The following is a 14848-nucleotide window of genomic DNA, read 5'->3' as shown; positions in this document are numbered from 1 at the left end:
GATTTGCATCCAGCCCGATAATCGAACTATAAACAAATCAAAGGTTATCTGTTATGCTTGTACGCGCCCGTAAGGAATCGAACCTTAATCTCAGGCTCCGGAGGCCTACGTCATATCCATTGGACCACGGGCGCACGCTGTATTAAGCGAAGCAAGAGTTATTATATGATACCTGCATGGAAAATGCAACCCTCTATTCAAAACTTTCGTACAAGCCTTTTTGCGCCTTGGAAATATGCTGCTCCAAGAGGTCAGGGAGGGGCGGGATCCGGTTCGGTTGTAACCGAACGCATCTGCTCATGACACAATCACCTAAAACGTGCATTGATAAGCCTTTTCTCGACAAAAAAAGCACGTCTGACTATTTTTTTGTCTAATTTGTGATTTCCGAGTTGAAAACGTCAGACGGATTTTATATAATGAAGTAGCTAAGTGAATGCTTAGCTCTTTCTTTGGAGTATGTGGGACTGAAAATGTAGTGGCGGGACGAAAGGTGTCCACGTTTTGGCGGGAGTGAAAAACGATGCGAGATATGCTCAATATTCAAAAGCAGCTTCTGCCGGACTTAATGGATACGATGAAGAAACGCTACACTATTCTTCACCACATCATGGTATCTGGAATTGTAGGCCGCAGGACGCTGGCGGGTTCGTTGAATACGACGGAGCGCATCATGCGTGCGGAGGTCGATTTCCTGAAGGCCCAAGGCTTGCTGGAGGTGGAAACGTCCGGCATTCGAATCAGCCTTGCAGGAAGACAGCTGCTGGAAAGCATCGAGCCTCTAGTCAAGGATCTATTCGGTCTGACGGAGCTTGAGGAACAAATCCGCTCGCGCTTCGGTTTGAAGCAGGTGGTGATCGTTCCGGGTGATTCGGATACATCGTCGCATACGAAGAAGGAGCTGGGCCGGGCAGGTGCCGCCGTACTTCTCAAGCACATCTCCCAGGACGAGGTCATTGCGGTTACCGGAGGCTCTACAACGGCCGAGGTCGCCTATCACTTGTCCTCTTCCAATCTGCTTAAAGGCAGCTGGTTTGTACCGGCGCGGGGCGGACTCGGAGAAAGCCTGGAGTTTCAGGCGAACACGATCGCTTCGACGATGGCGAAGAAGACGGGAGCCAAGTACAGGCTGCTTCACGTGCCTGACCATCTGGGCGAGGAAGCTTACCAGTCTTTGATGCAGGACAGCACGATCCTGGAGATCATCCAGTTTATCCGCAAGGCCCGTATTGTGGTTCATGGCATCGGGGAAGCTATGGTGATGGCTCGGCGGCGTAAAGTCGACGCCGACACGACCTCGAATCTGCAGCAAGACGGGGCGCTCGCGGAAGCGTTCGGGTATTATTTTAACCGCGAAGGAAGAATCCTTCACAAGACGCCGACGGTAGGGCTGCGCATCGAAGATATTCAGGCGATGGACTGCGTCATCGGTGTCGCGGGGGGTAAAAGTAAAGGGGAAGCTATTGCTTCGGTGCTGCGTTTCGGTCACGAGGACATTCTGGTCACCGACGAGGCGGCAGCCACGCAAATTGTAAATACATTGACATCTTGACGGGCAATTGCCTGTCTTGACATAAATCCAAATTAACTATTATTAGGAGGCTATCTCACATGGCAACTAAAGTTGGTATTAATGGTTTTGGTCGTATCGGTCGTAACGTATTCCGCGCATCTTTCAGCAATCCGGAAGTTGAAATCGTAGCAATCAACGATTTGACTGATGTTAAAACATTGGCTCACCTGTTGAAATACGATACAACTCACGGCAAATTTGACGGTACTGTAGAAGCTACGGAAGGCGCTTTGATCGTTAACGGCAAAGAAGTAAAAGTTTTCGCTGAGCGTAACCCTGAGAACCTGCCTTGGGCTGCTAACGGTGTAGAAATCGTTGTTGAATCCACTGGTATTTTCACAGCGAAAGAAAAAGCTTCCCTTCACTTGAAAGGCGGCGCTAAAAAAGTAATTATCTCCGCACCTGCAACGGACGAAGATATCACGATCGTTCTGGGCGTTAACGAAGATAAATACGATCCAGCTAGCCATACAATCATCTCCAACGCTTCTTGCACAACGAACTGCTTGGCACCATTCGCAAAAGTATTGAACGACAAGTTCGGCATCGTTAAAGGGATGATGACTACCATTCACTCCTACACAAACGACCAATCCGTTCTTGATCTTCCGCATAAAGATCTTCGTCGCGCTCGTGCAGCGGCTGAGAACATTATTCCATCCACTACAGGTGCTGCTAAAGCCGTATCCTTGGTGCTTCCTGAACTGAAAGGCTTGCTGAACGGTATGTCTTTCCGTGTACCAACTCCTAACGTTTCCGTTACGGACCTGGTTGCTGAATTGAAAGTAAATGTAACAGTTGACGAAGTTAACGCAGCACTGCAAGAAGCTGCTAACGGTTCTTTGAAAGGCGTGCTGAACTACTCCGCAGAGCCGCTTGTATCGAGCGACTACAACGGAGACCCAGCTTCCTCCACAATCGACGCTTTGTCCACTATGGTGGTTGGCGACAACATGGTTAAAGTGGTTTCCTGGTATGACAACGAGTGGGGCTACTCCAACCGCGTTGTTGACTTGGTAGCTTTCATCGCGAAAAAAGGTCTGTAAGTTAGAAAAATTGTGGTCATGAACTGAAGAGTTTCACAACGTTTTGCTTTTTACGCAAAGGGGATGTACTTCCGGGTTCTGTTGAGATTGTATTCTTTTGATTCAAAGGAACCTCGGTGGCGCTCTTAAGTACATCCCCTTTTGCTTTTTTGGCAAAGACGTCTTGAAACGGAATTCAGACATTACCACATTTTTTGTGTGCGGGTAAGAAAACATAGGAGGCGTGGGAATAGATGAATAAGAAAAGCGTTCGTGACGTAGAAGTAAGCGGCAAAAGAGTGTTTGTACGGGTAGATTTCAACGTGCCGATGGAAAACGGCCAAATCACGGATGACACGCGTATTCGCGAGACCGTACCAACGATTCAATATTTGACTGAAAGAGGCGCAAAAGTCATTCTGGCAAGCCACATGGGCCGTCCGAAGGGCCAAGTTGTAGAAGAGCTTCGTTTGACAGCTGCGGCTGCCCGCTTGTCCGAGCTTCTCGGCAAGCCTGTAGCAAAAGCGGATGAGGCGATCGGCGACGCCGTTAAAGCGCAGGTTGCGGCTTTGAACAATGGCGATGTGCTGCTGCTTGAGAACGTGCGTTTCTACGCAGGCGAAGAGAAGAACGATGCGGAACTGGCGAAAGCTTTTGCCGAATTGGCTGATCTGTACGTAAACGATGCTTTCGGCGCAGCTCACCGCGCTCACGCTTCCACAGAAGGCATTGCGCATTACCTGCCGGCGGTTTCCGGCCTCTTGATGGAGAAAGAGCTGGATGTATTGGGTAAAGCGTTGAACAACCCTGAGCGTCCTTTCACGGCGATCGTAGGCGGCGCGAAGGTTAAGGATAAAATCGACGTTATCAACAACCTGCTGAACCTTGCCGACAACATCATCATCGGCGGCGGCTTGTCCTATACGTTCCTGAAAGCACTTGGTCATGAAATCGGCAAATCCCTTGTGGACAACGAGAAAATCGACCTGGCGCTTGGTTTCATCAACAAAGCGAAGGAAAAAGGCGTTAACTTTCTGCTTCCTGTCGATATCGTAGTAACGGACGATTTCAGCCCTACCGCCAACACGCAAATTGTAGAGCGTGACGCTATTCCTGCGGATTGGGAAGGTATCGATATCGGTCCTAAAACGCGTGAAATTTACGCTAAAACCATCGCGGAATCCAAATTGGTCGTATGGAACGGACCTATGGGCGTATTCGAAATCGAGCCATTCTCCCACGGTACGCGTGCGGTAGCTGAAGCTTGCGCGGCAACTTCCGCTTACACGGTAATCGGCGGCGGCGATTCGGCGGCTGCGGTTGAGAAATTCCATCTGGCTGACAAAATGGATCACATCTCCACAGGCGGCGGCGCTTCCCTGGAGTTCATGGAAGGTAAAGCACTTCCCGGCGTCGTAGCTCTTAACGATAAATAAACCGATAGAAAAGGAGTGAATTTTCATGCGTAAACCGATCATTGCAGGCAACTGGAAAATGTTCAAGACGGTTAGCGAAGCGACGGCTTTCGTTAACGAAGTGAAGGGCCAAGCGGAAGTGGACGGTGTGGACAGCGTGATTTGCGCGCCATTCACCAATCTTCCGGCTCTGGTAGAGGCAGTAAAAGGCACCAACCTAAAAGTTGGAGCACAAAACCTTCATTGGGAAGATAACGGTGCGTTCACAGGCGAAATCAGCGGCGTCATGCTGAAGGACCTGGGCGTAGACTACGTGATCATCGGGCACTCCGAGCGCCGCGCCTACTTCGCGGAAACCGACGAAACGGTTAACAAAAAAGTACACGCTTCGTTCAAGCACGGCTTGACGCCGATCGTCTGCGTGGGCGAGAAGCTGGAAGAGCGTGAAGCGGGCCAAACCAAAGAGGTTTGCAAAGTGCAAACCGAAGCGGCATTTGCGGGTCTTAGCGCAGAGCAAGCGGCTGAAGTTGTCGTAGCGTATGAGCCGATCTGGGCTATCGGCACAGGCAAATCGTCGACGGCGGCTGACGCTAACGAAGTCATTGCTTACATCCGCGAGCTGATTGCTGGCTTGTACAGCCAAAACGTGGCGGATGCCGTGCGCATTCAATACGGCGGCAGCGTGAAGCCGAACAACATTGCCGAATACATGGCTGAGTCGGATATCGACGGCGCCCTGGTAGGCGGCGCAAGCTTGGAGCCTGCTTCCTACATTCAGCTGGTTCAGGGGGCCAAGTAATCATGTCCAGACCAAAACCGGTAGCACTGATTATTTTGGACGGCTTCGGCCTTCGCGGCGAAACGATGGGTAATGCGGTTGCCCAAGCGAAGAAGCCGAACTATGACCGTTACTGGGCGGAGTACCCTCATACGACATTGACCGCTTGCGGCGAAGCCGTAGGTCTTCCGGAAGGCCAGATGGGGAACTCCGAGGTGGGCCATTTGAACATCGGCGCAGGCCGGATTGTGTACCAGGATCTGACCCGGATTTCGAAATCGATTCGCGACGGCGAATTTTTCGAGAACGAAACGATTCTCGGCGCGATTCGCAATGCCAAACAGAACGGACGCAAGCTCCATCTGTACGGCTTGCTGTCCGACGGCGGCGTTCACAGCCATATCGCCCACTTGTTCGCCTTGCTTGAAGTGTGCAAGAAAGAAGAGTTCAGCGAAGTGTACATACACGCATTTCTGGACGGCCGCGACGTGGCTCCGGACAGCGCGAAGAAGTACATGGAAGAGCTGCTCGCCAAAATCGCTGAGGTAGGCGTAGGCAAGCTGGCTACGGTACAGGGCCGCTACTATGCGATGGACCGCGATAAGCGCTGGGAGCGTACGGAGAAGTCCTACCGTGCGATGGTTTACGGTGAAGTGACCTCAGTACACCGATCCGATGAAAGCGATCATCGAGTCTTACGAGAAATCGGTCTTCGACGAATTCGTCATGCCGACGGTCATCGTCAAAGAAGACGGATCGCCTGTAGGCTTGGTAGAGTCCGGCGATTCCGTCGTATTCTTCAACTTCCGTCCGGACCGGCGCGATTCAGCTGTCTCAGGTGTTCACGAACAGCGATTTCCGCGGCTTCGACCGCGGGCCGAAATGCCCGTCGAACCTTTACTACGTCTGCTTGACGCTGTTCAGCGAATCGGTGGACGGCTTCGTAGCCTACAAGCCGAAGAACCTGGATAACACGCTGGGTGAGGTATTGGCTCAAAACAACCTGAAGCAGCTGCGCACGGCTGAAACGGAGAAATACCCGCACGTGACGTTCTTCTTCAGCGGCGGCCGCGATAAAGAGCTGCCGGGCGAAACCCGCATTCTCGTCAACTCGCCGAAGGTGGCTACGTATGACCTGCAGCCCGAGATGAGCGCTTATGAGCTTGCGGCTTCTACCGTGAAGGAAATCGAAGCGGAGAATCACGATGTGATTATCCTGAACTTCGCCAACCCGGACATGGTAGGCCACTCCGGTCTGCTGGAGCCTACGGTGAAGGCTATCGAAGCGACGGACGAATGCCTCGGTCAAGTCGTTGAAGCAATCCTGGCCAAAGGCGGCGTAGCGTTGATTACAGCCGACCACGGTAATGCAGATGTCGTTACCAATCCGGACGGTACCCGCAATACGGCACATACGACCAACCCTGTCCCTTTTATTGTGACAAGCAAACATGTTACACTAAGAGACGGCGGTATTTTGGCGGATATCGCTCCGACCGTTCTGAAGCTGCTTGAAGTGAAGCAGCCGGCAGAAATGACGGGCGCATCGATCGTCGAGTAGAGGCTTGTACCAATCACGTTGTTCATTTCGCAGCTTGCAGCTGCAAATTCAAATATAGGGAGTGTTTATCGATCATGACAATGATTACTAACGTATATGCCCGCGAAGTATTGGATTCCCGCGGTAATCCGACAGTAGAAGTAGAAGTATTCCTGGAGTCCGGCGCAAGAGGCCGCGCTATCGTTCCATCCGGCGCTTCCACAGGCGCATACGAAGCTGTTGAGCTTCGTGACGGCGACAAGTCCCGTTACCTGGGCAAAGGCGTTCTGAAAGCTGTTGAGAACGTGAACGACATCATCGCTCCTGAGCTGATCGGCCTGGACGCTTTGGACCAAGTCGGCATCGACAACAAAATGATCGCTTTGGACGGTACGCCTAACAAAGCAAAATTGGGCGCTAACGCGATTTTGGCCGTTTCCATGGCTGTAGCCCGCGCTGCTTCCGAAGCTTTGGACATTCCTTTGTATGTATACCTTGGCGGATTCAACGCGAAACAATTGCCGGTTCCAATGATGAACATCATCAACGGCGGCGCTCACGCGGACAACAGCGTAGACGTACAAGAGTTCATGGTTCTTCCTGTAGGCGCTCCTACATTCAGAGAAGCTCTTCGTACCGGCGCAGAGATTTTCCACAGCTTGAAAACCGTTCTGAAGGAAAAAGGCTTGAACACAGCTGTTGGCGACGAGGGCGGCTATGCTCCTAACTTCGCATCCAACGAAGAAGCAATCACTTCCATCCTGACAGCGATCGAGCGCGCAGGCTACAAGCCGGGCGTTGACGTATTCCTGGGTATGGACGTAGCTTCCACCGAGTTCTACAAAGACGGTAAATACCACCTGGAAGGCGAAGGCAAATCCTTCACATCCGCTGAGTTCGTAGATTTCCTCGCTTCTTGGGTAGACAAGTATCCGATCGTTACGATCGAAGACGGCTGCTCCGAAGACGACTGGGAAGGCTGGAAGCTGTTGACTGAGAAATTGGGCAGCAAAGTACAATTGGTTGGCGACGACTTGTTCGTAACGAACACCGTTCGTTTGGCTGAAGGTATCGAAAAAGGCATCGGTAACTCGATCCTGGTTAAAGTGAACCAAATCGGTACGCTGACTGAAACGTTCGACGCTATCCAAATGGCTAACCGTGCCGGCTACACTGCGGTGATTTCCCACCGTTCCGGCGAGAGCGAAGACAGCACGATCGCTGACATCGCTGTAGCTACGAACGCTGGCCAAATCAAAACGGGTGCTCCTTCCCGTACGGACCGCGTAGCAAAATACAACCAATTGCTTCGTATTGAAGATCAATTGGCTGAAACCGCTCAATACCTGGGCAAAAAAGCGTTCTTCAACCTGAAGAACTTCAAATAAGAACGGGTTGAACTATTGAATTTGACGGCTCTCAGAGCCGATCCATTCAATAGAGTCGATCAAAGCGGAAGCATCCTTCGGGATGCTTCTTTCTTTTATCCTCCGGCTTGAATAGGAGGCGGTTTCATCTCCTATTCTTTTAGTGTAAGCTTGTTATAATTGGTCTTGTATGCAGGTGTTAAAGCGTACGGAAAAACGATTTGGTTTGATAAGTTGGGTTTTAGGGGTTTTGGGGGTTGAAGGCTGGAGCGAAGCGATCAGTTATCGGTTCTCGAACGCTAAATAAATGAATATAATTGTATTTATTTACGTTGCTTGGCTTTTGAAAAAATTCGCTGGAGACCTGCACCACGCCCCTTCCGAGACAGCGGCAACCTTTTTCCCAAAGCAGCGTATGAAATACAATCTACATTCCCAGGGGGAATCCGCCAATGAGCAACTGGTTAAAGACGATAGTTCTTCTGATAGGGTCAGCCTTTCTCACGCGCTGGATTCCCTTTTCTTCGTTTTTTCGCAATCTGGATACGACCATTCATGAGTTCGGTCACGCTATCGTCACTCTTGCGCTGTCGGGAAGGGTCATGTCGATTGAGCTGTATGCCAACCACAGCGGTGTCACTTACTCCTCGGTGGCAAACAACTGGAGCGTCATTCCGATTTCGCTGGCGGGGTATATGACCGCTTCGCTGTTTGCGGTATTTCTGTTTAAAATGCGCGCAAGAGACAACCAGCGTCTCGGGCTGCAGATCATGACGCTGATCGGAATTGTGGCATTGGTGCTTTTTGTAAGAAACGAGTTCGGCATCATGTGGCTGGTCGGGTTTATCGCGTTGAATATCGTGATGCTGGCGCTTGTTCCCCGCTGGCTCCGGGATGCGTATTACTTGCTGCTCGCCTTCCTGACACTGGAGGAATCCGTCATGGTGCCGATCTCCCTTGTCATCTATGCGCTGCAAAATCCGGCCTCGGCCGGCGACGCGACCAACCTGGCCCGAGTAACCTTTCTGCCTGCGATTTTTTGGGCAGGATTGTTTACGGTATTCTCGCTGTTATGCGCGAAAAGCGCCATTCAAGCGTTCCTCGGAAGAAGGAAACCAAGACCGGCCAAACCGCAGCAGCCGTATCCGAATTACGAATAGTCCATTCTTCCCTTGACGAAGTTTGTCAGTAGGACAGGATTGTGATATAATACAGATGCTGTCTATTTCGACTTGCTCGCAGGAGGTGGAATTATGGAAATTGCTTTGAAAATTGTACTGGTCATCGCTTCGCTTGGTCTGATCGCAGCGGTACTGCTTCAACCAGGTAAAAGCTCAGGGTTGTCCGGTGCCATCTCCGGAGGTGCGGAGCATTTGTTCGGAAAGCAAAAAGCGCGTGGCTTGGAATTGTTTTTATCGAGATTGACGATGGGCTTGGCGGCTGCATTCTTTATCTTGTCGCTTGTTGTTGCCTACTTCGTAAAGCAGTTGTAACATAAAAGCAAAGCAGCAGGGGAATGATACTCCTGCTGCTTTTTTGTTCGTAGAAAGCTTTCTCGCTTGGACTTTTCTATACGAGCGGGAGCTTGAACGGTTCAGTACATAATGGTTTCAAATTCGAGTTCGGGTAACTGAACAGGTCGGGGCTTTTTGCGTATGAGGAACGAACGATTCTCGCCGATTGGAGCGATGCGGAGAAGTCTGGCTCGAATCGGGTAAGTATAATGGACGGGACATGTTCTAACAAGGTATGATGAGATACAAGCATAGGAAAAACATGAAATCGGCGTGGGTTCGACCGGCAACCCTGCAGCGATGAACGCAGGCTTTGGGATTTGCGCAGATTGGTTAGGCGTTGGCATACATGAGCTGCCCTTGGGGCATGCAAGGAAGCTCTGGTACGAGGCTGATGGTGTAAGTGCTGGACGCGCTAATGGTTTTCATGAGCCTAAGGAAGGTATTCGCCGTGCTCTAGCAGGATAGGATGAAATATATTGGAGAAAAGCCCTTTTCCTTTCTCGGCTCGCATGGAATCGAAGCTGCCTGAGCGTATATGGAGCCTTCTTTCCGTATATGATTGTCTTATAAGGATTCTGCGGCAGCGATTGGACTTGGATTGGGCGGGAATGCGGTGTATGTAGCCGGACGGGGTGTAATGGACAGGCTTGCCCATCCTGGAAGGGCGGCTGTGTATACTATGGAAGATGCATACGGTTGAATGAACAATGCGGAATTGCATGACACGATATTTTGCGGATGCCGCTCGATGAGGCCGGAAGGCCAAAATGATTTTTAATATTCAAGCACCGGTTTGAACGATAGCGTGTTTCCCTAGAGGAAAAAAGGGTAAAACTAAAAAGAGAAAGAGAAGGAAGGTGAGAGATTTGATCAATCGCGAGGATATATTGGATTTTATGAGAGAAACGGCTTACAAGCCGATGACATATCAGGAGCTGGAAAAGCATTTTCGCATCAGCAATGCGCAGGATTTCAAAGATTTTCTTAAGCTGTTGAACGAGCTGGAGAATGAAGGTCAAATTCTGCGGACAAGAACGGAACGGTACGGTGTTCCCGAGCGGATGAATCTGATTCGAGGCAAGCTGCAGGCGCATGCGAAGGGCTTCGGGTTCTTGATTCCCGATGAGAAGGAGCATCCCGACGTATACATCCATGCCAACGATATGGGCGGAGCTATGAACGGGGACATTATTCTGGCTCGGATCACCACGAAAAGCGCCGCAGGCGGCAAGCTGGAGGGCGAGGTCGTCCGTGTCGTCAGCCGTGCGAATACGCAAATGGTCGGTCTGTTTCAGCCGCATGACGGCTATGCCTTCGTCATTCCGGACGATAAGCGGGTGATTCGGGATATTTTTATTCCGAAGCATGCTTTCAATGGAGCGATGGAAGGGCATAAGGTCGTCGTGAAAATTGTTACTTATCCGGAAGGGCGCGCTGCGGCGGAGGGTGAGGTTATTGAGATTCTGGGGCACAAGAACGATCCCGGCGTCGATATTATTTCCATCATCCGTAAGCATCAGCTGCCGGAGGAATTTCCGGAGGAGGTTATGGAAGAAGCGTCTTCCGTACCGGAAGTGATCGATGAAAGCGATCTGAAGGGGCGCCGGGATTTGCGCGGCAAAAGAATTGTCACCATCGACGGCGAAGACGCCAAGGATTTGGACGATGCGGTCAATGTCGAGCGTCTGGAGAACGGAAATTACGTGCTGGGCGTTCATATTGCCGATGTGAGCTACTATGTCCGGGAAGGCTCTCCGCTCGACCGTGAGGCCTATAACCGCGGCTGCAGCGTGTATTTGGTCGACCGGGTTATTCCGATGCTGCCGCACCGTCTATCGAACGGAATCTGCTCGTTGAATCCGCAGGTGGACCGGTTGACGATGTCCTGTGAGATGGAGTTCAATGAGGAAGGAAATGTCGTTCGCCACGATATTTTCACCAGTGTAATTAAAACAAGCGAACGGATGACTTATACGAATGTGCGCAAGCTGCTTTCGGATGAAGCGGAGCCGGAGCTGGTAGAAAAATACGAATACTTGCTGGACGATTTCAAGCTGATGGAAGAGCTGGCGATGAAGCTGCGGAATCGGAGAATGAAGCGCGGCGCTATCGACTTCGACTTCCAGGAATCGAAGATTCTGGTCGATGAGAACGGCAAACCGACGGATATTATCAAAAGAGAGCGCAGCATCGCCGAGCAGATTATCGAGGAATTTATGCTTGCTGCCAACGAGACGGTAGCCGAGCATTTTCATTGGATGAAGGTGCCGTTCCTGTACCGGATTCACGAGGATCCGGATTCGGAAAAGCTGATGCATTTAATGGAGTTCATCACGAATTTCGGCTATGTCGTCAAAGGAAAAGGGAATACGATTCACCCCCGCGCGCTTCAGTCGCTGCTGGAGGAAATTAAAGGGACGAAGGAAGAAACCGTCATCAGCACGGTCATGCTGCGTTCGATGAAGCAGGCGAAATACGACGCGCAAAGCACCGGGCACTTTGGCTTAGCGGCGGAGTTTTATTCGCACTTCACTTCTCCGATCCGCCGGTATCCGGACCTTATTATTCACAGGGTGATCCGCGAGGTACTGGAGCAGGGGCAGATGAGCGACAAGCGTCATGAGTATTTGTCCGAACGGATGGTGGATATAGCCAAGCAATCCTCCGAACGGGAGCGGGCTTCGGTCGACGCCGAGCGGGAAACGGAAGCGTTGAAGAAAGCCGAGTTTATGCTGGATAAAGTCGGGGAGGAATTCGAGGGCCTTATCAGCAGCGTCACGAATTTCGGCATTTTCATCGAGCTGGACAATACGGTGGAAGGCTTAATCCGTCTTAGCGATATGCATGACGATTACTATCACTACCATGAGGCGCAGCATGCGCTGATCGGGGAGCGTACTTCGAAAATGTACCGGTTGGGCGACGAAGTCAAAGTCCGCGTAGCCCGCGTCAGCACGGAGGAGCATACGATCGATTTTGAGCTGGTCGATATGAAGCCGCGCAAGCAAAAAGTAAGCCTTGTTGACGCGCTCAAGGCGGTTCGGCGCGATAAGCGCGGCGGCAAGGGCCGCCAAGGCGAAGCAGCCGGACGCGGGGGCAAAGGCCGCGGCGGAGCTGAAGCGCCTCGCGTAGGCAAGCGCAAGGCCGCCAGCGGCGGCAAACGCGGCAAGGCCGGTGCAGCAGGCGCCGACGTCCGCGGCCGCGGCGGGATCGCGACCGGCGGAGCGGCCGAAGCTGCAGGCAGCCGTCGCAGCCGCGCAGACGCGCTGTCTGCGGGCAGCGCAGCCGCTTCGAGCAGCAAGGTCGGCCGGCTGCGCAAGAGCGGCAGCGCGAGCGCCGGGGCGGCGAGCAGCGGCGGTACCCTGCGGGGTACCGGGGTCGATGCCGCCAAGGCGCGGGCGCTGGAAGCCGCCGGCAAGAGCGCCGGAGCCGACGGCGGGCGGCCGGGGGCGAAGAAGCGCAAGCGCAAAGCCGCGAAAAAGTAGCTTTTCGCGCTTGCTTCAAGGGATTGGAGTTTGGTAAAATGGACTCCAATCCCTTTTTGTGAAAGTGTGGGGGAAGGAGTGGACTGGGTATGGTGAAGAAAGCGGACGGCAAGGTTCTGGCACAGAACAAGAAGGCGTCGCACGATTATTTTATTGAAGATACCTACGAATGCGGCATGGTGCTGACCGGCACGGAGATCAAGTCGCTGCGGCTGGGCCGTGCGAATATCGGGGATGCTTTTGCCACGATTCGTAATGGCGAAGCCTTTATCCATAACGTGCATATCAGCCCCTTCGAGCAAGGCAACCGGTATAATCCTACCGATCCGACCCGGACGCGCAAGCTGCTCTTGAAGAAAGAGCAGATCAAGAAGCTGTTCGGTTTGGCCAAGCAGGAAGGCTATACGCTGGTGCCGCTGAAGATTTATGTGCGCAACGGCTACGCCAAGCTGCTGATCGGGCTCGGGCGAGGCAAGAAGCAATACGATAAGCGGGAATCCGCCGCGAAGCGGGACGCTCAACGCGATATTCAGCGCGTGCTCCGCGAGAAGCAGAAGGTGGCGCGGTAAGCGAGCGGTATGGAAGCTGGCCTGGTTCTTATTTCGGGACTTTAGGGTTTTGGGATCGCATGCTTGTTTTATTTGAAACGGGCAAGCGCTTGAGTTGGCTGGCTATTATGGTGATCTTATCTATCTTGGCTACAAGCTGGATTCACTTCCAAGAAGACATGCTTCATTTTATATCAAAATGTGTTATACTAAGTAAGCATCACAAGCGGATGCACCGTTTTACTTTTGCGGCTTTCCTGGCAGAAAGCCCACCTATGCGGGGACGTTCTTGGATTCGACGGGGATAGTTCGAGCATGGGTAGCGGGTAGTGGGGACGCGTCCACTTCATCAACGCTAAAGCCTATTAAATGGCAAACAACAACAAAACTACGCTTTCGCAGCTTAATAACCTGTGAGCGTGCTCCTACTCTGTATCGCCCATGTGCCGGGATAGGGGCTCAACCTATAGTGGGATACGCTGTCTAGTCTCCGCCTGGGGCTAGCTGAAGAAGATAATCAGGCTGACCCAACGCAGAGCCGGTTACGGGGCGCTGCTCGGGTGACATCAAAACTGTGACTACACCCGTAGAATCCTGTGTGGCGTTATCTTCGGACAGGGGTTCGACTCCCCTCGTCTCCATAAAGTACAAAAAGCATCGACCTTCCGAGGTCGGTGCTTTTTGCTTTAAGGAGACCTTAAGGGGAGGAGATCCCCGCTAAGGGGTTCAGTCCCGCGCGGACTGAAGCGAAGCGGAGGGAGCACGGCATCGAAATCTACCGCTAAGGTTGTCATCGTTGAGTGGGCTTCGGGAGCAAGTTTAATAGGGATTTCGATACTCCCCTCGTCTCCATAAAGACAAGAAACACCATCCGATGAGATGGTGTTTTTTTATACACTTTTATGAGAATGCTTCCTAATGGTCTCAACAAGTTCGGTAAATGAGTATTTATGATTCACCATATCTACGGTAAAGTCCTCCGCTTTTATTGCCTCCATGGTGAATACATAATCATTGTATCTCAGGTAAATGACGAGTGCTGCGAATGCTGTTCGTTTATTGGCATTCTGGAAGGGATGATTTTGTCCTAATGACTCAAATAGTGCTGCTGCTTTTTCGAAGATAGTAGGATATGCATCCTCTCCGAAGGCCGAGGACATGGGGCGTTGAACGGCTGATTCTAATAAGTTGCTGCTCTTTACGCCGATCTGTTCACCAGAACTATAACGCTGAATCATAGCGACATTGATCGCGATGACTTCTTGACTGGATAAATATCGAGAAGTATTCATTATCGATCCTTAAGACCTCTCAATGTTTCGTCATACTCCGTTATTACTTGGTTTAGAGTATCGAGAAAATCAGGGCTAATACCAGATGGTAGGGATACCTTGTTTAGCCTCTTGATGACGATTTCCCCATCCTTTTCTCTAACATCTACTTGAACTGAATCACCAGCTTCTAGGCCGATCTGTTTTAACGCCTCTGTCATAGTAATGCCTAGACTGTTACCAAACTTAGAAACCTTCCGTTCCATTTCGATCACCTTGGCCATCGTATTCACTCCTTATACATACTATTCAACTGTTATAACAATTAT

Annotated in this window: 11 protein-coding genes, 1 tRNA gene, 1 other RNA gene and 1 pseudogene; 11 read left to right on the top strand and 3 right to left on the bottom strand. The window is 51.5% G+C overall.

What is annotated here, in order from left to right; all coding sequences use genetic code 11:
- Positions 1 to 62 precede the first annotated feature (62 nt).
- Positions 63 to 134, bottom strand: a tRNA-Arg gene (locus tag ACHHV8_RS35315).
- Between the two features lie 389 nt (positions 135 to 523).
- Between ACHHV8_RS35315 and ACHHV8_RS35310 the strand changes: the two genes are divergently transcribed.
- The 11 genes and pseudogenes from ACHHV8_RS35310 (at position 524) to ssrA (ending at position 13892) form a co-directional block, all read left to right on the top strand.
- Positions 524 to 1552: a sugar-binding transcriptional regulator gene (locus ACHHV8_RS35310; protein WP_395164109.1), complete on the top strand. Its 1029-nt coding sequence runs from the start codon at positions 524 to 526 to the stop codon at positions 1550 to 1552.
- Between the two features lie 59 nt (positions 1553 to 1611).
- A complete protein-coding gene (gene gap / locus ACHHV8_RS35305; protein WP_395164108.1) occupies positions 1612 to 2619 on the top strand; it encodes a type I glyceraldehyde-3-phosphate dehydrogenase in 1008 nt (335 codons plus the stop codon).
- Positions 2620 to 2852: 233 nt separating this feature from the next.
- Complete coding sequence (locus ACHHV8_RS35300) at positions 2853 to 4034, top strand: phosphoglycerate kinase (RefSeq protein WP_395164107.1); 1182 nt, start codon at positions 2853 to 2855, stop codon at positions 4032 to 4034.
- Between the two features lie 25 nt (positions 4035 to 4059).
- Complete coding sequence (tpiA, locus tag ACHHV8_RS35295) at positions 4060 to 4812, top strand: triose-phosphate isomerase (protein ID WP_395164106.1); 753 nt, start codon at positions 4060 to 4062, stop codon at positions 4810 to 4812.
- Between the two features lie 2 nt (positions 4813 to 4814).
- Positions 4815 to 6352 (top strand): annotated as a pseudogene (gene gpmI, locus ACHHV8_RS35290) (2,3-bisphosphoglycerate-independent phosphoglycerate mutase).
- Positions 6353 to 6426: 74 nt separating this feature from the next.
- Positions 6427 to 7719 (top strand): phosphopyruvate hydratase, encoded by a 1293-nt coding sequence (gene eno / locus ACHHV8_RS35285; protein ID WP_395164105.1) that lies wholly within the window; start codon positions 6427 to 6429, stop codon positions 7717 to 7719.
- Between the two features lie 431 nt (positions 7720 to 8150).
- On the top strand, positions 8151 to 8858 hold the full coding sequence (locus tag ACHHV8_RS35280; protein ID WP_395164104.1) for a M50 family metallopeptidase: 708 nt from the start codon (positions 8151 to 8153) through the stop codon (positions 8856 to 8858).
- A gap of 93 nt (positions 8859 to 8951) precedes the next feature.
- Positions 8952 to 9191 (top strand): preprotein translocase subunit SecG, encoded by a 240-nt coding sequence (secG, locus tag ACHHV8_RS35275; protein ID WP_395164103.1) that lies wholly within the window; start codon positions 8952 to 8954, stop codon positions 9189 to 9191.
- An 890-nt stretch (positions 9192 to 10081) separates the two neighbouring features.
- Positions 10082 to 12700, top strand: coding sequence for a ribonuclease R (rnr, locus tag ACHHV8_RS35270; protein WP_395164102.1), 2619 nt, complete (start codon positions 10082 to 10084; stop codon positions 12698 to 12700).
- A gap of 89 nt (positions 12701 to 12789) precedes the next feature.
- Complete coding sequence (gene smpB, locus ACHHV8_RS35265; protein ID WP_395164101.1) at positions 12790 to 13269, top strand: SsrA-binding protein SmpB; 480 nt, start codon at positions 12790 to 12792, stop codon at positions 13267 to 13269.
- A gap of 258 nt (positions 13270 to 13527) precedes the next feature.
- Positions 13528 to 13892: a transfer-messenger RNA gene (gene ssrA, locus ACHHV8_RS35260) on the top strand.
- Positions 13893 to 14138: 246 nt separating this feature from the next.
- Here ssrA and ACHHV8_RS35255 read toward each other — a convergent pair.
- Both ACHHV8_RS35255 and ACHHV8_RS35250 read right to left on the bottom strand, forming a co-directional pair.
- On the bottom strand, positions 14139 to 14540 hold the full coding sequence (locus tag ACHHV8_RS35255; RefSeq protein WP_395164100.1) for a type II toxin-antitoxin system death-on-curing family toxin: 402 nt from the start codon (positions 14538 to 14540) through the stop codon (positions 14139 to 14141).
- Positions 14540 to 14803 (bottom strand): AbrB/MazE/SpoVT family DNA-binding domain-containing protein, encoded by a 264-nt coding sequence (locus tag ACHHV8_RS35250; protein ID WP_395164099.1) that lies wholly within the window; start codon positions 14801 to 14803, stop codon positions 14540 to 14542. The genes ACHHV8_RS35255 and ACHHV8_RS35250 overlap by 1 nt, the downstream gene beginning before the upstream one ends.
- Positions 14804 to 14848 lie beyond the last annotated feature (45 nt).

It is taken from the genome of Paenibacillus sp. TAB_01, assembly GCF_043945595.1.
In the GTDB taxonomy this organism is placed as follows: domain Bacteria; phylum Bacillota; class Bacilli; order Paenibacillales; family NBRC-103111; genus Paenibacillus_S.
The sequence above is the reverse complement of the archived record's forward strand: the minus strand, read 5'-3'. Positions and strand labels throughout refer to the sequence as shown.

Bases quoted from the DNA above. Each gene is read 5' to 3' on its own strand.
- ACHHV8_RS35310 (WP_395164109.1), top strand. From the start codon at position 524: ATGCGAGATATGCTCAATATTCAAAAGCAGCTTCTGCCGGACTTAATG.
- gap (WP_395164108.1), top strand. From the start codon at position 1,612: ATGGCAACTAAAGTTGGTATTAATGGTTTTGGTCGTATCGGTCGTAAC.
- ACHHV8_RS35300 (WP_395164107.1), top strand. From the start codon at position 2,853: ATGAATAAGAAAAGCGTTCGTGACGTAGAAGTAAGCGGCAAAAGAGTG.
- tpiA (WP_395164106.1), top strand. From the start codon at position 4,060: ATGCGTAAACCGATCATTGCAGGCAACTGGAAAATGTTCAAGACGGTT.
- eno (WP_395164105.1), top strand. From the start codon at position 6,427: ATGACAATGATTACTAACGTATATGCCCGCGAAGTATTGGATTCCCGC.
- ACHHV8_RS35280 (WP_395164104.1), top strand. From the start codon at position 8,151: ATGAGCAACTGGTTAAAGACGATAGTTCTTCTGATAGGGTCAGCCTTT.
- secG (WP_395164103.1), top strand. From the start codon at position 8,952: ATGGAAATTGCTTTGAAAATTGTACTGGTCATCGCTTCGCTTGGTCTG.
- smpB (WP_395164101.1), top strand. From the start codon at position 12,790: ATGGTGAAGAAAGCGGACGGCAAGGTTCTGGCACAGAACAAGAAGGCG.
- ACHHV8_RS35255 (WP_395164100.1), bottom strand. From the start codon at position 14,540: ATGAATACTTCTCGATATTTATCCAGTCAAGAAGTCATCGCGATCAAT.
- ACHHV8_RS35250 (WP_395164099.1), bottom strand. From the start codon at position 14,803: ATGGCCAAGGTGATCGAAATGGAACGGAAGGTTTCTAAGTTTGGTAAC.